The organism is Arthrobacter sp. 9MFCol3.1 (assembly GCF_000620385.1).
GTDB lineage: Bacteria > Actinomycetota > Actinomycetes > Actinomycetales > Micrococcaceae > Arthrobacter.
Window position 1 is genome coordinate 1 of record NZ_JIBJ01000021.1, and the last position, 23,825, is coordinate 23,825.

The following is a 23,825-nucleotide window of genomic DNA, read 5'->3' on the forward strand; positions in this document are numbered from 1 at the left end:
GAACTGACGAGCGGGTTCGGCCCGTTCAAGAGCATGGACGTCGAGAAGATGAAGGACATCACGCTCGCCGAACTCGCCGCGATGGGCATCGACCTGCGCGACGTCGAACAGCCCATCGGCCAGCTCTCCGGCGGTGAACGCCAGTGCGTCGCGATCGCCCGGGCCGTGTACTTCGGCGCGAAGGTCCTGATCCTGGACGAGCCCACCGCGGCCCTGGGCGTGAAGCAGTCCGGCGTCGTGCTCCGCTACATCCTGCAGGCCCGCGACCGCGGCCTCGGGGTCATCTTCATCACCCACAACCCGCACCACGCCTTCCCCGTCGGGGACCGGTTCCTGCTGCTCAAACGCGGCAAATCAATCGGCTACTACGACAAAAAAGACATCACCCTCGACGAACTCACCGCCCAAATGGCCGGCGGCGCCGAACTCGCCGAACTCGCCCACGAACTCGAACAACTCGGCGGCCACGGCGACATCGTCAAAGAAGTCCAGGCAGAGGTCGCCGACGTCGATTCAGAACGCCAGAGCATCGGCAGACACTGACTGCGTCAGCCCGCACTTCCCTCCGGCTCCGGCGCAGCGCCGAAGTAGACAGATCAAATTCGAAATCGGAACGGTCGACCCAATTCCCGCGGGAATCGGGAGGGCCGCTCTTCCACCCAGATGGAGCAACCATGCAAATGCTAATCGCCGGAACCTGGCGCGGCGCCGCCGACGGCAGGACCGAGGAAGTCCGGTCGCCCTTCGACGGCCGGGTCATTGACACGGTTCCGGTCGCCACGGTCCAGGACGCCCAGGCCGCCCTCGACCGTGCCGAGATCGGCGCCCACCTGCAGAGGTCCACGCCGGCACACGTGAGGGTGGACATCCTCCTGCGCGCAGCCGCCCTGGCCGACGAACGTGCCGAGGACATTGCCCAGACCATCAGTGCCGAAACCGGGAAGCCGATCACGGAGGCCCGGGGAGAAGCCAGCAGGTCGGGGAACATCATCCGCCTGGCCGCCTACGAGGGAAGCCAGCTCTACGGCTCCACCCTTCCCCTGGATGCCAACGGCGGCACCGGCCTGGACAAGATCGGTTTCACGCTCCGGCAGCCCGTGGGCATCGTCGTAGCCATCACCCCATTCAACTACCCCGCGCTGCTGGTTCTGCACAAGATCGCGCCGGCTCTCGCCGCCGGAAACGCCGTCGTGCTGAAGCCGGCCCGGGCGACCCCGCTGACCGCACTGAAGCTGGCTCAGTGCTTCGTCGACGCAGGCCTCCCGCCGGAGGTGCTGTCCGTCCTGACCGGTCCGGGCAGCACCCTGGGCGATGTGCTCGTTACTGACCCGCGGGTACGGAAAGTCTCCTTCACCGGGTCCACCGCCACCGGCACCCGGATCAGCTCGATCGCCGGCGTCAAGAAACTGTCCCTGGAGCTTGGCGCCTCCTGCCCGGTGATCATCCTCCCGGACGCCGACATCGAACTTGCTGCCAGCGCCGTCGCAGCCGGCGGATTCATCAATGCCGGCCAGGTCTGCATCTCGGTCCAGCGGGTCATCGTTGACCGCCGGGTCGAAGCAGACTTCCTCGACGCCCTCGTGCCCAAGGTGGAAGCCATCGCGATCGGCAACCCGCGCGAAGCCGAGACCCGGCTCGGGTCACTGATCTCGGAAGAGGAAGCGACCCGCGTCCACGCCTCGATCAACGAAGCACGGTACTCCGGCGCCAAAGTGCTCACCGGCGGAGACCGCCAGGGAGCCGTTGTCACCCCGGCCGTCGTCGCAGGCGTCGATCCGCGCTCTCCGCTGAGCCGCAACGAACTCTTCGGACCCGCCGTGGCCGTTACCTCGGCATCCGACCTCGATTCAGCCATCGCCCTGGCCAATGACAACGACTACGGCCTCGGCGCCGGAATCTTCACCAGCGATATCGCCGGCAGCATCCAGGCAATGCGGCAGATCGACGCCGGCAACATCCACATCAACTGGACGCCCCTGTGGCGTGCCGACCTCATGCCCTACGGAGGACTCAAGGGCAGCGGCGTCGGCAAGGAAGGTGTCCGCTCCGCAGTGCAGGAAATGACCGAAGAAAAAACGGTCATTCTGCACGGACGCCCCTGGTAACCCCTCGACTTCTGGAATAAGGCAATGACCACTAACTCACAGACCATCCGGCTCACCACCGCCCAGGCGGTCGTCAAATACCTGTCCGTCCAATACTCCGTCGCCGACGGCGTCAGGCGGCGCCTCGTCCCCGCAGCCCTGGGAATCTTCGGGCACGGCAACGTCGCCGGCCTCGGCCAAGCCTTCGACGAACTGGCCGATGACATGCCCTTCATCCAGGGCCGCCACGAACAATACATGGCGCACATTTCGACCGCCTACGCCAAGGCCAGCCGCCGCCAGGCCGTCCTGGCCGTGACCGCCTCCATCGGCCCAGGTGCCCTGAACCTGGTCACGGCGGCGGGACTGGCCACCGTCAACCGGGTCCCTCTCCTGCTCCTGCCCGGAGACACGTATGCCACCCGCCATCAGGGCCCGGTCCTCCAGCAGCTCGAGCACCCGACCGAAGCGGACGCCACCGTCAACGACGCCTTCCGTCCCGTCTCGCGCTTCTTTGACCGCATCACCCGACCCGAGCAGCTCCTGACCGCACTGCCGCAGGCCATGCGCGTGCTGACCAGCCCCACGGACACCGGCGCCGTCGTCCTGTCCCTGCCCCAGGACGTGCAATCCCACGCCTACGACTTCCCGGCCGAATTCTTCGCCCCCCGGGACTGGAAGATCCGGCGCCCGCTGCCGGACCCGGCCGAAATCGAGGAGGTCGCCGGGCTGATCAGGGCTGCACGACGGCCCGTGATCATCGCCGGCGGCGGCATCCACTACTCGGATGCCCACGCGGCCCTTGAGCACCTGGCCGGCCAGGTCGGTATTCCGGTTGTGGAAACCTTCGGCGGAAAGGGTGCCGTCACGAAGGACGAATGGTGGCAGGTAGGCGGTGTCGGGCTCGAAGGCAACTTCGCGTCCAACGCCCTGGTCAAACAGGCCGACCTGGTCCTCAGCGTGGGAACCCGCCTCACCGACTTCGCCACCGGCTCACAGTCGATCTTCGAGCACGACGGCGTCAAGTTCGCGGCACTGAACGTCGTCGACGCCGACACCCGCAAGCAGGGTGCCACCGGAATTCTTGCCGATGCCCGGCTGGGACTCGAAGCCCTGGCCCAGGCGCTGGAAGGCCACAGCACTGCCGAGTCCTGGCAGGACACCGTCCAGGCAGAGAAAGCCCGCTGGGCACCCATCCGGACACAATGGCTGGACGCAGACACCGCCTACAATCCCGCGGACCACCCGCACGCACCGGTCACCGAAGCGGTCCTCACCCAGCCGCAACTGATCGGCCTGATGCAGGAACACGCCCGTTCCGGGGACACCGTGATCGCCGCGGCGGGCGGCCCGCCGGGCGACCTGCAGAAGGTGTGGGACGCGACCGGGAACCGGCACTGCCACTTGGAGTTCGGCTTCTCCTGCATGGGCTACGAAATCGCCGCCGGCATGGGCGTCCGCCTGGCGGAAGGGAACAACGACAACCGCGTGGTCACCTTCATCGGCGACGGCACCTTCCTGATGGCACCCACGGAGATCCTTACCGCGGCGCAGGAAGGGCTCAACGTCACGGTCATCGTCTCCGAAAACCACGGCTACCAGGTCATCCACCGGCTGCAGATGAACCGCACCGGCAAGGAATTCGGCAACGAGTTCCGCTACCGCACCACCGGAGGCAGCGTCGCAGCCGCCGACGCGCCGAAGGCCCGGCTGGACGGGGACTACCTCAAGGTGGACCTCCGCCAGATCGCCGAAGGCCTGGGTGCCCTGGCTCTCAGGGCCACCACGGCCGCCGAGGTCCGCGAGGCACTGACGTCGACCCGGGACACCCAAGGCCCCGTCGTGATCGTTGTCCCCACGGTGCCGCACGTGGACCTGCCCGGCGGCGACGTCTGGTGGGATGTGGCTCCCGCGGAAGTATCCGGACAGGAATGGGTCCGCACCCTCCGCGCCGACTACGAGCAGGCACGCGGCCGCCAGCGGTGGTTCGGATGAGCCCCCGACCGCTGAGTGCCGGACCACTGGATTCCGGACAGCTGCGCCGGCGCCTCGCGGACGGTGAAGTCACCATCGGGACCTTCGTAGGGATGTCATCGGCCACCGCCGCCGAAGTCTGTGCGGCGGCAGGCGCCGACTGGGTGCTGATCGACCTCGAACACGGCTCCGGAGGTGAAGATGCGGTCCGCGACGGCGTCGTTGCCGCCGGCAGCTACGGCGTCCCGACCATCGTCCGGGTCGAATCAGGAGACCGTATCCGCATCGGCCGCGTCCTGGACCAGGGGGCCGCCGGGATCATGGTTCCCCGGTTGAACACGATCGACCAGGCCGCACAGTCGGTCCGGCACATGCTGTACCCGCCCCAGGGAGACCGCGGCGTGGCCACGTACAACCGGGCCTGCCGCTGGGGCATGGACCGCCGGACCCTCACTGAACCCGGCCAGGAAACCCTCGGAATCATCCAGATCGAAACCCTTGAAGCGCTGAAGTCTGTCGAAGACATCGCCGCCCAGGACGGCGTCGACGTCGTCTTCGTCGGGCCGCTGGATCTGTCCTACGCGCTCGGCGTCCCGCTGCAGCTGGACAGCAACGTCTTCCAGGAAGCCCTGCAGCGCGTCGTCTCCGCGGCCCAGCTGCACAACAAGGCGGCGGGCATCCTGGCCGTGGACGGCCCGGGAGCTGCCAAGTACGTCCGGCAGGGCTTCCGGTTCGTGGCCATCGGCTCCGACTCGACGATCATGGCGGCGGCGTTCCGTGACGCCTTCGCAACCGCCCGCAACTGACCAATACAACAAGAAAGGCAAGAACGTGAGCCTAGAATCTCGCACCATCGGCGTCGGCCTCATCAGCGTCGGATGGATGGGAAAGCTCCACTCGCGCGCCTACCAAGCCGTACCGTACGTCTATCCCGAACTCGGCCTGAAGACCAAGCTCGTCATCGCCGCCGACACCGAACCCAGCCGGGTCCAGTTCGCCCGCGACGTTCTCGGCTACGCCGAGGGAACCGCCGACTACCACGATGTCCTCAACCACCCCGACGTGGACGTCGTCTCCATCTGCGCACCCAACTTCCTCCACGCAGAGATCGGCATCGCGGCCGCCAAAGCCGGAAAGCACTTCTGGATCGAAAAGCCGGTCGGCCGCGGCTACGAAGAAACAGCCGCCGTGCAGGAAGCGGCAGTGGAGGCCGGAGTGCTGACCTCCATCGGTTACAACTACCGGCACGCCCCCGCCGTCGAGCACGCACGCGAGCTCATCGCCGCCGGGCGCCTGGGGCGGGTGACCAACGTCCGGGCCGTGTTCTTCTCCGGGTACGCCTCCGAGCCCAACGGTGCCCTGTCCTGGCGGTTCGACCGGAAACTTGCCGGCACCGGCGTGCTGGCCGATCTGTTCAGCCACGCCACCGACCTGTGCCAATATGTAGTCGGACCCATCGCCGAGGTCACTGCGCTCACCAGCACCGTCTACACGCAGCGGCCAAAGCTCGCCATGGGCTCGGCAACGCACTTCGCAGTGATCGAAAACGGGGAAATGGGAGAGGTTGAAAATGAGGACTACGCAGCCGCGCTGGTCCGCTTCGGCCCGTCCGCCCGCGGCGCAGGAGCCGTCGGCACCATCGAGTCCTCCCGCGTCGCCGTGGGCCCCGAATGCGGCTACCAGATCGAAGTCTACGGAACCGAAGGTTCGCTCAAATGGGACTTTGAACGCATGAACGAGCTCAAGGTCTGCCTGGGACGCAGCAACGACGAACAGGGCTACACCACCGTGAACGCCAGCCCCCGCCACGGCGACTACGCCCACTTCCAGCCCGGACCCGGCAACAGCATGGGCTTCGATGACTTGAAGGTCATCGAAGCGAAGAAGTTCCTCGTCGCCGTCGCAGGAGGCGCCCAGGAAAACTCGAACATCCATGATGCTGCCTCCGCGGCCGCGATCGTCAGCGCCGCCGAGGCTTCCTCATTGTCAGGTCAGTGGCAGAAGATCGAGGAAATCCACGGCACAACTGCGGCGCGGGCCTAACCATGGCAACTGCATCCGCCCGGCGGCCAACGATCTTGGACGTGGCCGAACGCGCCGGCGTATCAAAGTCCTTGGTTTCACTCGTCCTGCGTGACTCTCCCCGGGTCAGCGCCGAACGCCGCCAGCGGGTGCTGGAAGTTGTCGAGGAGCTCGGCTACGAGCTCAATACGGCCGCCAGGTCGCTCGCAACCCGCAGCAACGGGACCATCGGCGTGCTGGTCAGCGACCTGCACAATCCTTGGGCCTTTGACGTCGTCGACGCCGCACGGCCGGTACTGGAAGAGGCCGGCCACACCGTGCTCTTCAGCGCGGTCACGGCGTCGGCGGCATCTGGCGGGGGAGTGGACCTGTCCATCCTCCAGGCATTCCGCGACCTGCGGGTCGCCGGGCTCCTCGTGATTGGAACCGTTCCGGACAAAGCGCCGTTCAGCCGCGTTGTCTCGGGAGGAGCCGTCGTGTTCGCCGGTGGAGGCCCGGACTACATCGACACAGCCGACGTCGTCCGAAGCGACGACGCCCGCGGCATCTCCATGGTCGTGGACCATCTCGTCGGTCTGGGCCACGAACGCATCGCACATCTGGGCGGGCTCGGCGGTTCGGTCGGGGCGGCGCGTGTCAGCGGCTACGCCGCCGCGATGGAAAACCACGGGCTGGGACGGAACATCCACGTTGTCGATGCGGACTTCTCCCAGGAATCCGGGTACGTTGCGGCCCAGCGGGCGCTCGGCGCGTCCGGCCGGCTGCGGCCCACCGCCCTGGCCTGCATCAACGATCTGGCTGCCCTGGGCGCGATGACCGCAGCCGATGAACGCGGACTCCAGGTCGCGATCACCGGGTACGACAACATCTCCCTCGGCGCCATGCCCCGGCTCGGGCTCACCACCGTAGATCCTGACAGCTCGACGATCGGCGTTGCCGGGGCGAAAACGCTCCTGCACCGCATCCAGGACCACGACTTTGGCGGAGGCTTCGTCCACCAGCCCATCGTCCCGGAACTGGTCATCCGCAAGTCCAGCCTGCTCGGCCTCTGACCCACACCCCATTCATATAGTCACCCCGCGGGCCTTCATGGCCTGGCCGGGATGCACCCTCACATCTTCAAGGATGACGATGGCTTCAATAACCGCACCCCAAATAGTCGTAGCTCTCGGCGACGTGGAGGCCGGACTGGTCGAACCGGTGCTGGCACCACACCAACAAATGATTCATAACCCCACGGAGGAAGATCTCGCCCGGGCCGATGCCGCAATCGTCCGCGCGGCCTACCGGGTGGACCGTGAACTCCTTGACCGCATGCCGGCCCTGAGGGTGATTGCCAGGACCGGCGTCGGCACCGACCTTGTCGATGTCGCGGAGGCCAACCGCCGCGGCATCCCCGTCGTGATCACCCCCGGAAGCAACACCGCATCCGTCGCCGAAGGGGTCTTCGCCCACCTACTGTCACTCGTGAAGAAGCTGTCGACCCTGACCTCGGTGGTGAGGGACGGCCGCTGGGAGGAGAGGTCCTCCGTGCACGTCGGCGACCTCGAGGGGTTCACCCTCGGCATCATCGGATACGGCCGTATCGGACGCCGCGTAGCCCGAATTGCCGAGGCCTTTGACCTCAATGTCCTGGCCTTCGACCCGTTCGCCGACGTCCCGGCCGGCATCCGCTGCGACGCGGTGGAGGAACTGCTGCGCCGGAGCGATTTCGTCACCCTGCACGTGCCGCTGACGCAGGAAAACCACAACCTCATTAACGCCGAGCGCATCGCACTGATGCCGGCCGGGGCCATCCTCATCAATTGCAGCCGGGGTGGGCTCGTTGACCTGGACGCGGCGCACGACGCCCTTCTCACCGGTCAGCTGGCTGGTCTCGGGCTGGACGTCTATGATCCCGAACCGCCGGCACACCACCCCGTCTTTGACCACCAGAACGTCGTCCTCACGCCGCACCTGATGGGGTTTACCCGCCAGGGAATGGTTCACACCGTCCGCGACGCCGCCAAGGGCGCCGTCGACGTCCTGGCCGGCCGCACCCCCGCGGCGGTGGCCGCACCATGACACTCCCTCACCCGCAACCAACCGCAGCCGAATCCGCCTGTGGAGAACTAGAAAGGACCATTACGCATGTCCGCTGACCGCCCCCTCAAGGTTGCACTCTTCGGATCCGGCCGCATCGGCCAGGTCCACGCCCGGAACATCGCCGCCCACCCCGACCTGGAACTGGCCTGGATCGCCGACCCGTTCCTCAAGGGCGCACAGGCCCTCGCCGCCGCGACCGGGGCGCAGGCCGTCGAAACCGCTGACGAGGTCTTCGCCAACCAGGACCTGGACGCCATCATTATCGGTTCGCCGACGAGCACCCACGTCGACCTGATCTCCAGGGCAGTCGCCGCCGGCGTCGCCGCCCTGTGCGAAAAGCCCATCGATCTGGACATTGACCGCGTCCGCGTGTGCCGCGACCAGATCCGCGGCACCAAGACCCCGCTCATGCTCGGTTTCAACCGGCGCTTCGACCCGAACTTCGCCTCCGTCCGCGCACGGGTTGAGGCCGGCGAAATCGGACGCCTGGAGCAGCTGACCATCATCAGCCGGGACCCCGCCCCCGCGCCCAAGGACTATATCGCCACATCCGGCGGGATCTTCCGGGACCAGAGCATCCACGACCTCGACATGGCCCGGTTCTTCGTCCCGGACATCATCGAAGTCTCGGCCACAGGTTCGAACCTTTTCTGCGACTACATCGAAGAAGCCGGCGACTTCGACTCGGTGGTCATCACCCTGCGCGGACGGGGAGGTGAGCTCGTCACGATCACCAATTCCCGCCACAGCGCCTATGGCCACGACCAACGGCTGGAAGCATTCGGCAGCGAGGGCCTGCTGACCGCCGGCAACATGACCCCGACCACCGTGCGCAAGTACGGCGCCACGGGCACCGAAGAATCCGATGCCTACCTGCCGTTTTTCCTGGAACGCTACGCCCAGGCCTACCGCAGCGAACTGGACAGCTTCGTGCAGTCCATCCGCCAAGGAACCGCCTGCAGCCCGGGATTCGACGACGGGGTGATGGCGCTCATCCTGGCCAACGCCGCCGAAGAATCCGCCAGGTCCGGCCGCGCCGTCAAAATCGGAGCGGAGTAGCCAATGAACGGTCCACTCCTTAAAGACAGGGTCCTCCTTGTCAGCGGCGGCACCCAGGGCCTGGGTGCCGGGATTGCCCGCCGGGCGGCAGCCGAAGGCGCGGCCGGCGTCGCCGTCACCGGGCGCAACGCCGACTCGGGCGAAAAGCTGGCCGCCGAGCTGACGGAGTCCGGCGTCGATGCCCGCTTCATCAAAACCGACCTGGCCGACGTGGAACAGGCGAGGGCCTCGGTACTGGCAACCATCGCCGCGTTCGGGAGGATCGACTGCGCCGTAAATGCTGCCGGCCTGACCACCCGCGGAACCATGCTGGACACCACCCCGGAACTCTTCGACGCACACATCGCCGTCAACCTGAAGTCACCGTTCTTCATCATGGCCGAAACGATCAGGCACCTCCGGGAACGCGGTGCTCCAGGCAGCATCGTGAACGTCATCTCCATCGCCGAACTTGGCGGCCAGCCCTACCTGGCGCCCTACGTCGCGGCGAAGGCCGGGCTGGCCGGGGCAACCCGGAACGCCGCACACGCCCACCGCTGGGACAAGATCCGCATCAACGGCCTGGACATCGGCTGGACCGCCACCGACGGCGAAGCCGAGACCCAAAGGAAATTTCACGGCGCAGGAGACGACTGGCTGGAAAAAGCCAACGCCTCGGTGCCGATGGGCAAGCTCGGACAAGTGGACGAGATCGCCGAATTTGTAGTCTTTCTCCTCTCCGACAGGAGCGGAGTCGTCACCGGCTCGGTCATTGACTGGGATCAAAACGTATACGGAGGATCAGATTGAGCACCATCACCAGCCGCCTTGCCGCCGCCCCCATTTCCTGGGGCGTGTGCGAAGTCCCCGGATGGGGCTACCAACTGGAGGCAGACCGCGTACTGTCCGAGATGACTGCCCTGGGTATCACTGCGACGGAATTCGGCCCCGCAGGCTTCCTGCCCGAACAGGCAACCGAACGCGCGGAAGTCCTCAAGCGGCACTACCTGCAGGCCATCGGAGGATTCTTCCCCGTCATCCTGCACGATGCCGCCAAGAACCCGCTGCAGGCGGTCTCAGCGGAACTGGACGCCTACCAGGCGGCGGGCGCGAGCATCATGGTCCTGGCCGCCGAAACCGGTGTCGCCGGCTATGACCAGCGCCACGAGCTCGATGCCGAGGGCTGGAACCGGTTCGGCCGGAACCTCGACGCCATCGTCAAGGCGGCAGCTGACAGGGGCATCCAGGCCGTCGTGCACCCCCACGTAGGCACCATGATCGAAACGACGTCAGACGTCAACCGCGTCCTGAACGACACCGCCGCGAACCTGTGCCTGGACACCGGGCATCTCCTGATCGGCGGCACGGACCCCGGACCGCTCGTCCGGGACTATGCCTCGCGCATCGGTCACACCCATCTGAAAGATGTGCGCAAGGCCGTCGCCGAGCGGGTCCAGAACAATGAAATCTCCTACACCGACGGGGTCAAGACCGGAATGTACGTCCCGTTGGGACAAGGCGACGTCGGGATCGCCGGCATCGTCCGGGACCTCCTCGCGGCCGGGTATGGCGGCTGGTTCACGATGGAACAGGACACCATCCTGGAATCCGAACCTGCCGACGACGGGCCGGTCCGGGATGTCCGGCAGTCCGTGGCATTCCTCCGGGAGCTGGAAGCCGGGCTGGCCACATGAGCGCAGTGCGCTGGGGCGTTCTCACCACCGCCCGCATCGCCCAGGACCGTTTCCTGCCGGCGATGAAGAAGACCCGTAATGCTGTCGCCTCCGCGATCAGCAGTCCGAACGGACGCGCGGCGGAGGTCGCCTCACGGTTTGGCATCCCGGCCGTGTACGAGTCGCACGAAGAGCTCATCGCCGACCCGAACATCGAGGCCGTGTATCTACCCTTCCCCAACGGTCTGCACGCTGAATGGATCATCGCAGCGGCCGAGGCGGGAAAGGACATACTCTGCGAGAAGCCGCTGGTCGGAAGCCTTGAAGATTACGCCCGCGTCGTGGACGCCTGTGATCGGAACGGCGTGACCCTGATGGAAGCCTTCATGTATCGCTTCCATCCGCAGCACCAGAAAGTCCGTGAGTTCATCGACGCCGGCCGGATCGGCCAGATCGTCTCCATGCACGCGCGGTTCCACTTTGTCATGGACCGCAGCCCGGGAGAGGTCCGTCTGCAGACGGGCCTTGAGGGCGGTGCCGTCAACGACGTCGGATGCTATGCCGTGGACATCATGAACATGGTCATGGGCCGGCTCCCAGTCAGCGTCTACGCCAAAGGAACCAGCCCCACGGACCCAGTTGAGACCACAGTCGCAGCGATCCTGGATTACGACGGCGTCCTTGGCACCTTGGACTGCGGCTTCGAAGGACCCCGAACAAACACGTTCCAGATCATCGGCACCAAGGGAAACATCACGCTCGACAAGGCGTTCGACCCGAACCCCGGAGAGCCGGCACGGGTGACAGTTTCGCTCAGGGACGGCAGCACCGAGGCCTTCGATGTCACCGAAGACCCATTCAAGGTCGAAATCGAAAGGTTCAGCGTCTGGACCCGTAGCTCGGTGCACGAGGTGGTCCACCGGGAACTCACTGAGCAGAACCTGGCCGTCCGGCTCGCCATCCATGAATCCCTCGCCGCAGGACTCCCGCGGAACGTCGAACAGGTTCACGGCGTGCAACACCACTTACTACAGGAGCAGTAATGACCGTCACCAGCATTAGCCACTTCATCAACGGCGCCGAGGCAGCAGGCACCGGGACCGACACCAAGCCCGTCTACAACCCCGCCACCGGCGCCGTCTCCGCGGAGCTGCGGCTGGCCAACCGGGCCGACCTGGACGCCACCGTCGCCGCCGCCCGCGCCGCCGCCGACACCTGGGGCGACATCTCCCTGGCCAAGCGCACGGCCGTGCTGTTCAAGTTCCGCGAGCTCGTCGCCTCGCACGTGGAGGAACTTGCTCAGCTGATTACGGCCGAGCACGGCAAGGTCCTCTCCGACGCGAAGGGCGAGATCGGCCGCGGCCTCGAGGTGATCGAGTTCGCCTGCGGCATCCCGCAGCTGCTCAAGGGCGAGTACTCGGACCAGGTCTCCACCGGGATCGACGTGTTCTCCTTCCGCGAGCCCGTCGGCGTCGTCGCGGGCATCACCCCGTTCAACTTCCCGGTCATGGTGCCGCTGTGGATGGCCCCGATGGCGATCGCCACCGGCAACGCCTTCATTCTCAAGCCTTCCCACCGCGTGCCGTCCGCGGCGATGCTGCTGGCCAGGCTGTGGAAGCAGGCAGGCCTGCCTGACGGCGTGTTCCAGGTCCTGCACGGCGACCGTGAGGTTGTCTCGGGCCTGCTGACCCACCCGGACGTGGATGCGATCTCCTTCGTGGGCTCCACGCCGGTGGCCAAGCACATCCTTGAAGTGGCCACCGCCCACGGCAAGCGGGTCCAGGCCCTGGGCGGCGCGAAGAACCACGCCATCGTGATGCCCGACGCCGACCTCGACAACGCCGCCGACCATCTGGCCGCCGCAGCCTTCGGCTCCGCCGGCCAGCGGTCGACCTCGACAACGCCGCCGACCATCTGGCCGCCGCAGCCTTCGGCTCCGCCGGCCAGCGCTGCATGGCGATCTCCGTCGCCGTCGCCGTCGGTGACGCCGCCGACCTGCTGGTCAAGAAAGTCCAGGAACGCGCCCTGGACGTCAAGGTCAAGATCGGCACGGAACCCGACGCCGACATGGGCCCGGTCATCAGCAGCGACTCCCGGGGATTCATCGTCAAGACCATTACCGAAGCGGAAGCCGGCGGCGCCGCGATGGTGGTGGACGGCCGCGACCTCGTGGTTCCCGGCCATGAGGACGGCTTCTGGGTCGGCCCCACGGTGATCGACCACGTGAAGACAGAAATGTCCGCGTACACCGAGGAAATCTTCGGACCTGTCCTGGTTGTGGTCCGGGTCGAGGACCTGGAGGAGGGCATCGAACTGATCAACGCCAACCCGTACGGGAACGGCACCGCCATCTTCACCTCCTCCGGCGCCATCGCCCGGAAGTTCCAGCGTTCCGTCGACGTCGGCATGATCGGCATCAACGTGCCGCTGCCCGTCCCGGTGGCCTACTACTCCTTCGGCGGCTGGAAGGCCTCGCTGTTCGGCGACAAGCACATCTACGGCCCGGAAGGCGTCTCGTTCTACACCCGCGGCAAGGTGGTCACCTCCCGGTGGCCGGAAGCCAGCCACGCCTCAGGGGCCTCGTACAACTTCCCCTCCAACTAGGGATGCCGCCTCCGTTGGCCGGTGCGACAAGGCCGCCAGCGGGAGACACCCACAGGACCGGCTGTGCTGACGTGGTCAGCGCAGCCGGTCCCTGCATGGTTGACCCGCGAACATCAGCAAGACTGACGCGGCTCTGTCCGGGGTCAGGCCAGGCGGGCCACGCTGCGCCGGGTCGGCCGGCGCGTGGCTCCGTCGGAAAAGAGCTGCGGAGTTGCCTGTTGGATGCGTTGAACATCCTCAAAAACGCCTCGCAGGTGCAGGCGCAGTGAGCTGTCGGCGTCCGCCAGGTTGTTGGCTTCCAGGGCGTCCACTACGGCGGCGTGTTGCTGGATCAGCGTCGAAATGGGCCTCGTCTCCAGCAGGCTCAGGCGTCGTGCGCGATCGAGGTGCGCTTTGGCGGAGTTGACGGCGGCCCAAGCGGATTCGTGGCCTGCAAGCCGGAGAAGCTCTCGATGGAACTCCTCGTCCAGGCGGAAGAACTCCTCCACGTCACCGGCGGCTTCGGCCTCCGTTTGGCCTTGAAGGACCGCACGAAGTCCCGCGATGCCCGCGTCATCGACCGAGAGGTCGCGCAGGGAGGCGCACTCGATGGCCTCGCGGACAAACTGCGCCTCTGAGACCCGCCCGAGGTCCACGAGCGAGACGAAGGAACCGATCTGCGGGTAGACCTGGACCAGCCCCTCTTCCCTCAGCAGGATCAAGCTTTCCCGCACCGGCGTGCGGCTGACCCCCAGTTCCTGCGCGAGCTCGTTCTCCGAGAGCGGTTCCCCCGGAGGCAGCTGCAGGGAAATGATGCGCCGCCGCAGCGTCTCCAGGGTCTGGTCACGCACGGACAGCCGCGGCGACCGTCCCTTGCTGTGTTTGTCGGATGCCATGCCCTCAGTCTATTCCCTTGACACACTAGAATGGTAGTGCTTGTATGGTAGTAGTTAGCGAGGTGCCGCCGGTCACATTGAGAGAACGCCGGCCTTCTTCCGTTCGACTCTCCCCTTCGTTTTTCATCGCCTGCAAAGGAGCATCAGATGACTGAGAGCATTGCGCCGCCCACCACCTTGCCGGAGACCAAACCCACCAAGGAGCTGGCTAAAGTTGCTGTTTCCGGGTGGCTGGGAACTGCCATGGAATTCATGGACTTCCAGCTGTACTCCCTGGCAGCAGCCATCGTCTTCAACAAGATCTTTTTCCCCGATGTCAGCCCGGTCGTGGGCCTCATTGCCGCCATGGCCACCTATGGTGTGGGTTACGTTGCCCGTCTTGCCGGCGCTGTCTACTTCGGCCGCATGGGCGACAGGATCGGCCGCAAGAAGGTCCTCTTCATCACCATCGCCCTCATGGGTGCCTCAACAACCCTGATCGGATTCCTGCCCACGTACGCGATGATCGGCATTTGGGCTCCCATTCTGCTGGTTGTGCTGCGGCTGGCGCAGGGCTTCGGTGCCGGCGCCGAAATCGCCGGGGCCACCGTGATGCTGGCCGAGTTCGCTCCGGCCCGCCGGCGAGGCCTCATCTCCTCCCTCGTATGCCTCGGCACGAACTCCGGCACCCTCGCCGCTTCCGCGCTCTGGGCGGTCCTGGTGAGCACACTTTCCGAGGAGCAGCTGCTGAGCTGGGGCTGGCGCATTCCGTTCCTGTTCAGCTTCGTGCTGATGCTCTTCGCCGTTTGGATCCGCCGCTCCCTCAAGGAAAGCCCGGTCTTCGAACAGCGGGCGGACGTTGTGGACGGCGTGGCACTGTCCAAGCGTGAAATCGCGGCGGCAGATGAGCTCGCAAACACCAGCGCCATCGAAGCTGCCCTGCACCAGCGCAAGGGCAAGGCCTTCCTGATCGCCCTGGGACTGCGGTTCGGCCAAGCAGGCAACTCAGGGCTGATTCAAACCTTCCTGATCGGCTACCTCGCCACGGTCCTGCTGGTGGACAAGAGCGTGGGCACCACCGCCATCGTGTACGGCTCCCTGCTCGGATTCCTCACCATCCCCGTCATGGGCCTGCTGGGGGACCGGTTTGGCCGCAAGCCCCTGTACCTGGTGCTGAGCTCCTTTACGGCACTGTTCGCCATCCCGATGATGCTTATGGTCACCAGCGGCAATACCGCGCTCATCACCATCGCCTTGGTCATCGGGCTGAACCTCGGCGTCCTGAGCCTCTTCGCCATGGAGAGCGTCACAATGGCCGAGTTCTTCGGAGCACGCACCCGCTTCACCCAGCTCGCGCTGGCCAAGGAAATCGGCGGCATCCTTGCCACCGCCATCGGCCCGCTGCTGGCCGCCACCCTCACCGCCATCACCGGACAGTGGTGGCCGCTCGCCGCGATGCTCATTGGCTACTCCCTGATCACCCTGATCTCCGCGGCCGTGGGCCCCGAGGTCCGTGGCCGGGACCTGGTCCGTCTGGAAGATGCCGTATGAAAGCCGTCGTCGTCCACGGAGCAAACGACCTCCGCATCGATGACCGTCCCGAACCCGTCGCCGGACCCGGCGAGGTGGTCCTCGACGTCGAATGGGGCGGGATCTGCGGCTCGGACCTCTCCTACTGGCGCCACGGCGCCTCCGGGACCGCGGTCCTGAAGTCGCCGCTCATCCTCGGCCATGAAGTGGCCGGCCGGATCGCCCAGCTGGGCGCCGGTGTCCACAACCTCGAGGTCGGCCAACCGGTCACCGTGCACCCCGCGGAACTTGTGGGAGACGGAACCATGCCGGACCGCCTGGCGGGCCGCACCAACCTCTACCCGCGCATCAGGTACTTCGGCTCGGCGGCCTTTGACCCGCACACCGACGGCGGATTCAGCGAGCAGAAGCTCGCCAAGGCCTCGCAGATCCGCCCACTGCCCGACGGCGTGGACACCCTGCACGGCGCCCTCGCCGAACCGCTCGCCGTCGCCATGCATGCCGTCAGCCGGGCAGGGACCCTCACCGGCAGAGACGTCCTGGTCAACGGCGCCGGGCCGATCGGCTCGCTGGTGGTCGCGGCAGCCAAGTACGCCGGCGCGAGAACTGTGATTGCCGTGGACATCAACGACGCATCGCTGCGGATCGCCAAGGCCATGGGAGCAGACGAAGTCCTGAACGTCTCCGGCGGCGTAAGCCTTCCCGAAGACATGGAACTGGTCTTCGAAGCAACCGGAATCCCGGCAGTACTCGGAGGCGTGCTCCGGGCCACCGCCCGGGGTGGAACCCTGGTCCAGGTCGGCAACCTTCCCGGCGCCCCGGCGCCGGCCGCCCTCGGTGACCTGGTGACCCGCGAGATCACCTGGATCGGTTCCTACCGGTTCGTGGACGAGATCGGCGACGCCCTCCGCGCCATGGCCGACGGCCTGGATGTCTCCCCGGTCATCACCCACAAGTTCGGCATCGACCAGGCGGACGAAGCCATGCGCGTCTCGGCGGACCCCGCCTCCGGCAGCAGCAAGGTCATGCTCCGCCTCGGCTGAGACACGCCAATCCACCAAACCCCGCACCATTTCAAGGCATTAGACATCCGAAGGACCAGCCAGTGAAGATCACCGACGCACGAGTAGTGGTTTCGTCGCCAGGACGGAATTACGTCACGCTCGTTATTGAAACCGAAGACGGCGTTACCGGCGTCGGCGACGCCACACTGAACGGCCGCGAACTGGCCGTGGCGTCCTACCTGTCGGAGCACCTGTGCCCGCTGCTGATCGGCCGCGACGCCCGCCGCATCGAGGACGCCTGGCAGTACTTCTACAAGGGCGCCTACTGGCGCCGCGGGCCCGTGACCATGACCGCGATCGCCGCGATCGACGTCGCGCTCTGGGACATCAAGGGCAAGGTGGCCGGCATGCCGGTCTACGAACTCCTGGGTGGGGCAGCCCGCGAGGGCGTCATGGTCTACGGGCACGCCAGCGGCTCCACACTGGAGGACCTCAGCGCCGACTTCCAGCACCACCTGGACCTCGGTTACAAGGCCATCCGGGCGCAGGCTGCCGTGCCGGGACTGGAAAAGACCTACGGGATCGCGCCCGTGGACGGCAAGACCTACGAACCGGCCAGCGGCAACGTCCCGCAGGAGGACATGTGGGAGACCACCTCCTACCTGGACTTCGCGCCCAAGATGATGGCGCACGTGCGCGAGCAGTTCGGCTACGGAGTGCACCTCCTGCACGACGTGCACCACCGGCTGACACCAATTGAGGCCGGCCGCCTGGGCGCCTCACTGGAGCAATACCGTCCGTTCTGGATCGAGGATCCGACGCCGGCCGAGGACCAGTCTGCCTTCCGCCTAATCCGCCAGCACACCACCACGCCCATCGCCGTGGGTGAGGTGTTCAACTCGATCTGGGACTGCCAGCAGCTGATCACCGAACGCCTGATCGACTACATCCGCACGTCCGTTTCGCACGCCGGCGGCATCACGCACCTGCGCCGCATCTTCTCGCTTGCGGACCTCTACGGGGTCCGGTCCGGCTCGCACGGCGCCGGCGATCTCTCCCCGGTCTCCTTCGCCGCGGCCCTGCACGTGGACATGAGCATTCCGAACTTCGGCGTCCAGGAGTACATGGGCCACCGGGAGCCGGCCGGTGAGGTCTTCAAGACCTCCTACACCTTCACTGACGGCTACATGCACCCCGGCGACGCCCCCGGCATCGGCGTCGAGTTCAACGAGGAAGCGGCCACGGCCTTCCCGTTCGACCCGAAGTACCTGCCCATCAACCGCCGGCTCGACGGGTCGGTGCACGACTGGTGAGCGCCTCAACATACGAATCGAACGTTTCCACGCAGCAGAACCGGCCCTTCCGGCCCTTCGACGTGGTGGTGATGGGGGAGATCCTCGTGGAGGTGGCCACCGACGTCGCATTCGGCCACGGCGTGCCGGCACAGCTGGGCATCTCCGGCGACGCGCTGAACGTCGCAGCTGCCGCCGCCGCGGCCGGAGCCCGCACAGGGCTGCTGGCAGCGCTGACCGACGACGACCTCGGCCAGGCGATCGCCGCCAGGATCCGCGAACTCGGCATTTCGGACGAGCTGCTGAAGTTCAGGCCCGGCCAGCAGGGCGTTTACCTGGTGCACTCCGACCCGGAAGGCCAGCGCGAGTTCTCCTACGCCCGCAAGGGCAGCGTGGGCTCCACGTTGTCCCCGGAGGACGTCAACCCCGCGGTCTTTTCCGCGGCAAGGGCGGTGATCGCCGGCGGGATCGCCTGCGCGATCTCGGCCACGTCGCGGGCCGCCGTCCTCAAGGCATCCGCGCTGTCCCGCCGCTTCGTCTTCGACCCCAACTTCCGGCCCCGGCTCACCTCGGTGGAGGAAGCGGCCGCCCTGCTCGCCGAGCTGGCGCCGCGGATCTTCCTGGTCACCCCCTCCTTCCCGGGCGAAACATCCGCCTTGCTGGACTGCACCACGCCAAGGGAGGCGGCGGCGAAGCTCCGCAGCCTGGGCGCCGCGAACGTGGCCGTGACCTGCGGCGCGGAGGGAATCCAGCTGGACGGCAAACTGCTGGCCGGTGACCACGAAAGCTCCTGGGTTGATGCGATTCCGGCGCCGTCGGTCGTGGACCAGACGGGTGCCGGCGATGCCTTTGTGGGCACGCTGACGGCCCGGATGGTGCTGGGCGACAGCCTGGCTGCGGCCGCCCGCTACGGTGCCGCGGCCGCGTCGCTGGTGGTTGGCGGCAAGGGCGGGACCGGCCTGATCCCCACCTTTGAACAGACAAGCGCTCATGCCCTGCGGGCCACCGAAGGAGAGCTGTCATCACACGCCTAAGCTCAGCGTCGCTGGCTGCCGGTGGAAGCCAGCAGGCCCTTTTACAGCGGGACAAACTGCAGCCCGGGATCGTCCATCTGGGCCTGGGCGCGTTCGCCCGCGCCCACACGGCCGTGTTCACCGAAAACGCGATGCTGGCCTCCGGCGATTTCGGGTGGGGGATCACTGGAGTCACCCAGCGCTCCGACACTGTGGCACGCCAACTGACGCCGCAGGACGGCCTCTTCACCGTGACCGAGCGGGGGGACGGTGCAGCTCCGCTGCGTGTGGTGTCCAGCATCGTGGAGGCCATCTCCGGGCGGGATGACCCCGGAACCGTGGTGGACCGGATCGCCGACCCTGCGACGTCGGTTGTCACGCTGACCATCACGGAGAAGGGCTACCGGATCGATCCCCGCACGGGAACCCTCAACACCGGAGACGACCAGGTCCGGGCCGACCTCGCCGGACAGCCTCCACAGACCGCCATCGGACAGATCGCCCGCGGGCTCCAGCAGCGCGCCCGCACCGACGCCGGACCCCTCACCGTGGTCTCCTGCGACAACCTGCCCGGCAACGGGGAGCTCACCCGGACCCTCGTGCATGCCTTTGCCGCCGCGCTCCCGGCAGCCGAGGCGGAGCCGCTGCTGTCCTGGCTCGAAGCGAATGTCACGTTCCCCAACACCATGGTGGACCGGATGGTGCCGGCCACCACGGCCGCTGACCTGGACGCCGTCGAACGCGAACTGGGCCTCCGGGACGAGGCCGCCGTGGTGGCCGAACCCTTCCTGCAGTGGGTGATCGAGGACAACTTCGCTTCGCGCCGCCCGCGCTGGGAGGACGCCGGCGCGCTTTTCAGCTCCGACGTTGCCGCCTGGGAAGACGCCAAGCTGCGCCTGCTCAACGCCAGCCATTCCATGCTGGCCTACCTGGGGCTGGCAACAGGAAAGTCCACCATCAGCGACGCCGTGGGGGAGCCGGCCTTCCGCACCGCCTGCAGCCGCATGATGGCTGAGGACGCCCTGCCCACGATCACGCTTCCCGCCGGACTGGACGGCGCAGCGTACTGCGCGCAAGTACTCACCCGTTTCGCGAATCCCGCGCTGGGCCACACCACAGCCAAGGTGGGAAGCGACGGATCCCAAAAGATCGGACTGAGGCTGTTAACCACGGTCCGCGGCAGCCTGAACGCCGGGCGCGAGCCCCGCTGGGCCGCCCTGGCCGTAGCTGCCTGGATGCACCACGTAGCCTCCACGCCGGCCGCGGAACTCAACGACCCGCTCGCCCCGGAGCTCCATGCAGCACTGCCAGCCAGGCGCACAGCGGCGACTGTGGTCCCCGCGCTGCTTGGCTGCCGAAGCGTCTTCGACGGCGGACTCGCGACACACCAGGGGTTCGCCGACCTCCTCATCCACTGGTACCGCATTATCGACACCCACGGGCTGGACGGCCTGGGAAATGAGATCAACCATGGCTGATGCCGCCAGCATCCTGCACGTTTCACCCGTCATCCCGGTTGTGACCATTGATGACCCACGACACGCCGTTCCCATTGCCCGGGCGCTGGCAGACGGCGGTGTCCGCATCATCGAACTGACTCTCCGGACAGAGAGCGCCCTCACGTCGCTCAAACGTATTGCAGATGAGGTGCCCGACATTTTGGTTGGGGCCGGTACCGTTCTGACCCCGGCGCAGGCCGACGCCGCCATCGACGCCGGAGCCCAGTTCCTGGTCAGCCCGGGCATCACCAAAACCCTGCTGGACCACCTCTTGACCACCGGCGTGCCGTTCTTGCCCGGCGTTGCCACGATAGGTGAAGTGATGGGCGTCCTGGAGCGCGGCCTGACGGCCATGAAGTTCTTCCCTGCCGGACCCGCCGGTGGCCCCGGCTACCTCGCCGCCGTCGGGGCGCCCATCCCGCAGGTGCAGTTCTGCCCGACAGGCGGCATCAGCCTCGACTCAGCACCCGGATACCTCGCCTTGCCGAACGTCTCCTGCGTCGGCGGCAGCTGGCTCACTCCAAAGACAGCCGTGGAACACAACGACTGGGAGCAGATCACCAAGCTGGCACGGGAAGCATCAGGACTCAGCCTGGACTAGGCGGACCATCCGGTCCGCGAAAGCAGATCGAAAGCGCTGAACTCAGTTAGCAGGCGTCACGTGGCCTGACGCAGGGACCGGCAGAGCCCGTCGTTCATCGCCGGATGCCGAGGGTGGCGATGAGATCTTCGTGCAGCTCGAACCAGATGCGGTGGAAGGAGTCGCGGTCTGTGGCGGTGAGCCACGCCGGCTCCGTGGCTGCGTTTGCCACTGCCCGCTCGAGGCGTTCCGCGTATCCGCTGAACCGCGGCAGTACGGCGGTCAGGCGGACTTCCAGATCACTCAGGGACGCCAGCGCCTGGGTGAAGGTTTGACGTGTTGGCTCGTCGATCCCATTTTTGGGTTGACGCCCGTCGGCGAGCCAGCGGAGTTGAAGTTTGCTGCAGACGGCCACGACTCCTGCGTTCAGGGGTGCAAACTTCGCGTGCACGGCGGAGACCGCTGCCAGGCCGCCCGCGCCGTTCAGCTCCTCCGCCAAGAGCCGTTCGTTTTCAATCCGGCCGGCCACGGTCAGGGACCAGCCCCGGGTTCCGCCGAATGCGGAGCGCGACGCCCACCCATTCGCGCCGGCGTCAATAAGGAGCCGTTCGACGTCGTGCGGATCCTGGCCAAACCGGGCGGCAACCGACTCAGTGTCAGCGAAGCCGAGCAGCCTCAGGGCGTGGAGGGTGAGCAACATGGATGGCTGCTGCTGCGGGCCCATCATGGACCTGCCACTGGACTTGCCGGTATCGCGTGGACGGTTCCGTGGGTTCCGTCGACCACGAGCGTCGTTCCGTCCGTGATGCGGGTCAGTGCGCCGGTTACCCCCAGAACGGCGGGGATGCCCTGTTCGCGGGCCACGATGGCGGCGTGCGAGAGCATCCCGCCCGTTTCCGTGATGACGGCGGCGGCGATCCCGAACAGTGGCGTCCAGGCGGGGTCAGTGGTGCGGCAGACCAGGACGTCGCCGGGGGCCACCGCGGAGAATTCGTCGACGCTGTGAACGGTCCGGGCGTTCCCGCAGGCGGTGCCCGGGCTGGCGCCGATGCCGGTGAGAAACGCGCCGAAGGGATCCCTGCCTTCTGCTCCGGCACTGGCCTCAGGGGTGAGTTCCACGTCAGCCCACCGCGCCGGTCTCGGGCCTGCCGGACAGCCGATCCAGTCGCTGCTGCGCGGCCTGCGCCGAGCGGAGGCCCAGGCCCTGGGCAATCTGGGGCCAGGTCAGCCCCTCGGCCCGGGCCAGGAACAGGAGAGCTGTTTCCAGGCCATCCATCTCTGCCCGCGCGGCGGACACAAGGGTGAGAGCGGCCCGCACGTCCAGACCATCCACCGGCTCTCCGCGGCCGGTCCCGTTGGCCCGCCACAGGACGTGCTGGATGAGGTCACCCGCTGAAGGGGGCTGCCGTTCACCCAGCCAGGGCCGGGGCGGGAGCTCGGAGGCGCCCCGGTCCAGCAACATCCGCGTGGCCTGGCTTTGGCGCTGAGCCTCCGCAGCGTCGCCGCCCGGAACGGTCCCGTCGGTCTCGTCCATTCCAGGCTCTCTTTCCCGTTGGTTCGGCGCCGCTCGATTCCACCAGCTTCTGGCATCAACATCCTGTTGTCAACAAACTGTTGATGCTTCGGAGTGGCTGCGGGGGAGCGGAAAGCGTGAGCGCAGGCCGTCCGCGGAGCGCGCACGAGATGTTCGGCGGGAGGCCGGCGGTGGGGCATCCGCGATCGCCGCATCCGCGGATGCCCCACCGCGGCTATCCCACCCGACCGGCGGCGCTCAGCCGATGGGTTCCGCCATTTTTTCCACGACGTAAGCGGCGTCGATCGAGTGCCCGGTCACCGGATCCGCCATCTCCACCTTCCAGCTGCGGGCAAATTGGTCCACTCCGCTGGTCATGGCCACCGTGCCGGAGATCAGCACGGTGCCGGGCTGGTTCAGGCCACGCTCCGAAAGGACCTCCAGCCAGTAATCCGGGGTCAGTAAGGCCCCCAGGGTGCTGTCCTGGATGAGGGTGTCGGCCTCATCCCCCTCGCCGACCCATCCCTTCAGCGTGATCCGGTCCAGGTGGTCGCGGACGTCATCAAGCCGCCAGGCCTTGCGGCCCAGCACGTCGGGGCTGGCATTCTTGCTCCAGGCCACGCCGTGCACCTCGAGGTCGCGGTCCGTGTGGTCGCAGGCCACGGTCAGCAGCACGCCGTCGTCGGTGATCACCATCGCCCACTCGGCCTCGCCCGAGGTCTTTCCGTGCTGCACCCGGACCTCGGAGGCCTGCTGCGCAAGATACGGCGACACCGGATACAGCGCCGGGGTGGTAGTGGGCCCGGGGACGCCCAGCAGGGCAAGTTCTTCGATGTGGGCCTGCACTTCATCCTGCTCGCGGCCTGCGTAGCCGGCATTGAGCAGGTGGGTGACCTCCACGTTTCGGGTGCTGCCGTCGGGGAGTTCGAAGCTCAGCGTAGCCATGTGAGTACATCCTTCGTGTGGTGGATCTGGGGAAAATTTACAAACCGGAAACCGTAAACCGTGGCCGATGTACATCCAGTATGCGTAATGTATACATTTAACGCCAGCGTGACAG

General features: G+C 66.8%; 22 protein-coding genes and 1 pseudogene. 18 read left to right on the forward strand and 5 right to left on the reverse strand.

Going from position 1 to position 23,825, the window contains the following annotated elements; all coding sequences use genetic code 11:
* The 12 genes and pseudogenes from C560_RS0116290 to C560_RS22180 form a co-directional block, all read left to right on the forward strand.
* A partial coding sequence (locus C560_RS0116290) for an ATP-binding cassette domain-containing protein (RefSeq protein ID WP_026538991.1) occupies positions 1-543 on the forward strand: 543 nt, incomplete at its 5' end.
* 131 nt (positions 544-674) lie between these two features.
* Positions 675-2,105 (forward strand): aldehyde dehydrogenase family protein, encoded by a 1,431-nt coding sequence (locus C560_RS0116295; RefSeq protein ID WP_026538992.1) that lies wholly within the window; start codon positions 675-677, stop codon positions 2,103-2,105.
* 24 nt (positions 2,106-2,129) lie between these two features.
* Positions 2,130-4,079 (forward strand): 3D-(3,5/4)-trihydroxycyclohexane-1,2-dione acylhydrolase (decyclizing), encoded by a 1,950-nt coding sequence (gene iolD, locus C560_RS0116300; RefSeq protein ID WP_026538993.1) that lies wholly within the window; start codon positions 2,130-2,132, stop codon positions 4,077-4,079.
* The gene (locus C560_RS0116305) at positions 4,076-4,864 is read left to right on the forward strand and encodes an HpcH/HpaI aldolase family protein (protein ID WP_197026177.1); all 789 of its coding nucleotides are present in this window, start codon (positions 4,076-4,078) and stop codon (positions 4,862-4,864) included. The genes iolD and C560_RS0116305 overlap by 4 nt, the downstream gene beginning before the upstream one ends.
* 25 nt (positions 4,865-4,889) lie before the next feature.
* Positions 4,890-6,101, forward strand: coding sequence for a Gfo/Idh/MocA family protein (locus C560_RS0116310; RefSeq protein ID WP_018775558.1), 1,212 nt, complete (start codon positions 4,890-4,892; stop codon positions 6,099-6,101).
* A 2-nt stretch (positions 6,102-6,103) separates the two neighbouring features.
* The gene (locus C560_RS0116315) at positions 6,104-7,132 is read left to right on the forward strand and encodes a LacI family DNA-binding transcriptional regulator (protein WP_018775557.1); all 1,029 of its coding nucleotides are present in this window, start codon (positions 6,104-6,106) and stop codon (positions 7,130-7,132) included.
* Between the two features lie 79 nt (positions 7,133-7,211).
* Positions 7,212-8,144, forward strand: a complete 933-nt coding sequence (locus C560_RS0116320; RefSeq protein WP_026538995.1) for a hydroxyacid dehydrogenase — start codon at positions 7,212-7,214, stop codon at positions 8,142-8,144.
* A gap of 66 nt (positions 8,145-8,210) precedes the next feature.
* Positions 8,211-9,224, forward strand: coding sequence for an inositol 2-dehydrogenase (gene iolG / locus C560_RS0116325; protein ID WP_026538996.1), 1,014 nt, complete (start codon positions 8,211-8,213; stop codon positions 9,222-9,224).
* Positions 9,225-9,227: 3 nt separating this feature from the next.
* On the forward strand, positions 9,228-10,013 hold the full coding sequence (locus C560_RS0116330) for an SDR family oxidoreductase (protein ID WP_026538997.1): 786 nt from the start codon (positions 9,228-9,230) through the stop codon (positions 10,011-10,013).
* Positions 10,010-10,897 (forward strand): sugar phosphate isomerase/epimerase family protein, encoded by an 888-nt coding sequence (locus tag C560_RS0116335; RefSeq protein WP_026538998.1) that lies wholly within the window; start codon positions 10,010-10,012, stop codon positions 10,895-10,897. The genes C560_RS0116330 and C560_RS0116335 overlap by 4 nt, the downstream gene beginning before the upstream one ends.
* Positions 10,894-11,919 carry a Gfo/Idh/MocA family protein gene (locus tag C560_RS0116340; RefSeq protein ID WP_026538999.1) on the forward strand — a complete coding sequence of 342 codons (1,026 nt, stop codon included), beginning with the start codon at positions 10,894-10,896 and terminating at the stop codon, positions 11,917-11,919. Before C560_RS0116335 ends, C560_RS0116340 begins: the two co-directional genes overlap by 4 nt.
* Positions 11,919-13,480: pseudogene (locus C560_RS22180) on the forward strand (CoA-acylating methylmalonate-semialdehyde dehydrogenase). The gene C560_RS0116340 and the pseudogene C560_RS22180 overlap by 1 nt, the downstream one beginning before the upstream one ends.
* 143 nt (positions 13,481-13,623) lie before the next feature.
* On the opposite strand, the gene C560_RS0116350 reads toward C560_RS22180, so the two are convergent.
* On the reverse strand, positions 13,624-14,355 hold the full coding sequence (locus tag C560_RS0116350; protein WP_026539000.1) for a GntR family transcriptional regulator: 732 nt from the start codon (positions 14,353-14,355) through the stop codon (positions 13,624-13,626).
* Positions 14,356-14,502: 147 nt separating this feature from the next.
* On the opposite strand from C560_RS0116350, the gene C560_RS0116355 reads away from it, so the two are divergent.
* The 6 genes from C560_RS0116355 (at position 14,503) to eda (ending at position 21,273) form a co-directional block, all read left to right on the forward strand.
* Complete coding sequence (locus tag C560_RS0116355; RefSeq protein ID WP_026539001.1) at positions 14,503-15,885, forward strand: MFS transporter; 1,383 nt, start codon at positions 14,503-14,505, stop codon at positions 15,883-15,885.
* Positions 15,882-16,907 carry an L-idonate 5-dehydrogenase gene (locus C560_RS0116360; RefSeq protein WP_026539002.1) on the forward strand — a complete coding sequence of 342 codons (1,026 nt, stop codon included), beginning with the start codon at positions 15,882-15,884 and terminating at the stop codon, positions 16,905-16,907. Before C560_RS0116355 ends, C560_RS0116360 begins: the two co-directional genes overlap by 4 nt.
* A gap of 62 nt (positions 16,908-16,969) precedes the next feature.
* Positions 16,970-18,181, forward strand: a complete 1,212-nt coding sequence (gene manD, locus C560_RS0116365; RefSeq protein WP_026539003.1) for a D-mannonate dehydratase ManD — start codon at positions 16,970-16,972, stop codon at positions 18,179-18,181.
* 71 nt (positions 18,182-18,252) lie between these two features.
* The gene (locus C560_RS0116370; RefSeq protein ID WP_051533246.1) at positions 18,253-19,194 is read left to right on the forward strand and encodes a PfkB family carbohydrate kinase; all 942 of its coding nucleotides are present in this window, start codon (positions 18,253-18,255) and stop codon (positions 19,192-19,194) included.
* Positions 19,195-19,205: 11 nt separating this feature from the next.
* Entirely contained in the window at positions 19,206-20,651 is a 1,446-nt protein-coding gene (locus tag C560_RS0116375; RefSeq protein ID WP_442853169.1) for a mannitol dehydrogenase family protein, read from the forward strand.
* Positions 20,644-21,273 (forward strand): bifunctional 4-hydroxy-2-oxoglutarate aldolase/2-dehydro-3-deoxy-phosphogluconate aldolase, encoded by a 630-nt coding sequence (eda, locus tag C560_RS0116380; protein ID WP_026539006.1) that lies wholly within the window; start codon positions 20,644-20,646, stop codon positions 21,271-21,273. Before C560_RS0116375 ends, eda begins: the two co-directional genes overlap by 8 nt.
* A gap of 94 nt (positions 21,274-21,367) precedes the next feature.
* On the opposite strand, the gene C560_RS0116385 is transcribed toward eda, so the two are convergent.
* From C560_RS0116385 to C560_RS0116400, 4 genes are all read right to left on the reverse strand, one after another.
* Positions 21,368-21,952, reverse strand: coding sequence for a hypothetical protein (locus C560_RS0116385; protein WP_051533247.1), 585 nt, complete (start codon positions 21,950-21,952; stop codon positions 21,368-21,370).
* Between the two features lie 23 nt (positions 21,953-21,975).
* Complete coding sequence (locus C560_RS22185; protein ID WP_026539008.1) at positions 21,976-22,371, reverse strand: PEP-utilizing enzyme; 396 nt, start codon at positions 22,369-22,371, stop codon at positions 21,976-21,978.
* A 1-nt stretch (position 22,372) separates the two neighbouring features.
* Positions 22,373-22,786: a hypothetical protein gene (locus C560_RS0116395; RefSeq protein ID WP_026539009.1), complete on the reverse strand. Its 414-nt coding sequence runs from the start codon at positions 22,784-22,786 to the stop codon at positions 22,373-22,375.
* A 237-nt stretch (positions 22,787-23,023) separates the two neighbouring features.
* Entirely contained in the window at positions 23,024-23,710 is a 687-nt protein-coding gene (locus tag C560_RS0116400) for a DUF2848 domain-containing protein (protein ID WP_026539010.1), read from the reverse strand.
* Between the last annotated feature and the right edge of the window lie 115 nt (positions 23,711-23,825).

Excerpts from the sequence above, each read along its gene's own strand:
- C560_RS0116295 (WP_026538992.1), top strand. The coding sequence starts at position 675 with ATGCAAATGCTAATCGCCGGAACCTGGCGCGGCGCCGCCGACGGCAGG.
- iolD (WP_026538993.1), top strand. The coding sequence starts at position 2,130 with ATGACCACTAACTCACAGACCATCCGGCTCACCACCGCCCAGGCGGTC.
- C560_RS0116305 (WP_197026177.1), top strand. The coding sequence starts at position 4,076 with ATGAGCCCCCGACCGCTGAGTGCCGGACCACTGGATTCCGGACAGCTG.
- C560_RS0116315 (WP_018775557.1), top strand. The coding sequence starts at position 6,104 with ATGGCAACTGCATCCGCCCGGCGGCCAACGATCTTGGACGTGGCCGAA.
- C560_RS0116320 (WP_026538995.1), top strand. The coding sequence starts at position 7,212 with ATGGCTTCAATAACCGCACCCCAAATAGTCGTAGCTCTCGGCGACGTG.
- iolG (WP_026538996.1), top strand. The coding sequence starts at position 8,211 with ATGTCCGCTGACCGCCCCCTCAAGGTTGCACTCTTCGGATCCGGCCGC.
- C560_RS0116330 (WP_026538997.1), top strand. The coding sequence starts at position 9,228 with ATGAACGGTCCACTCCTTAAAGACAGGGTCCTCCTTGTCAGCGGCGGC.
- C560_RS0116340 (WP_026538999.1), top strand. The coding sequence starts at position 10,894 with ATGAGCGCAGTGCGCTGGGGCGTTCTCACCACCGCCCGCATCGCCCAG.
- C560_RS0116350 (WP_026539000.1), bottom strand. The coding sequence starts at position 14,355 with ATGGCATCCGACAAACACAGCAAGGGACGGTCGCCGCGGCTGTCCGTG.
- C560_RS0116355 (WP_026539001.1), top strand. The coding sequence starts at position 14,503 with ATGACTGAGAGCATTGCGCCGCCCACCACCTTGCCGGAGACCAAACCC.
- C560_RS0116360 (WP_026539002.1), top strand. The coding sequence starts at position 15,882 with ATGAAAGCCGTCGTCGTCCACGGAGCAAACGACCTCCGCATCGATGAC.
- C560_RS0116370 (WP_051533246.1), top strand. The coding sequence starts at position 18,253 with ATGGGGGAGATCCTCGTGGAGGTGGCCACCGACGTCGCATTCGGCCAC.
- eda (WP_026539006.1), top strand. The coding sequence starts at position 20,644 with ATGGCTGATGCCGCCAGCATCCTGCACGTTTCACCCGTCATCCCGGTT.
- C560_RS0116385 (WP_051533247.1), bottom strand. The coding sequence starts at position 21,952 with ATGTTGCTCACCCTCCACGCCCTGAGGCTGCTCGGCTTCGCTGACACT.
- C560_RS0116395 (WP_026539009.1), bottom strand. The coding sequence starts at position 22,786 with ATGGACGAGACCGACGGGACCGTTCCGGGCGGCGACGCTGCGGAGGCT.
- C560_RS0116400 (WP_026539010.1), bottom strand. The coding sequence starts at position 23,710 with ATGGCTACGCTGAGCTTCGAACTCCCCGACGGCAGCACCCGAAACGTG.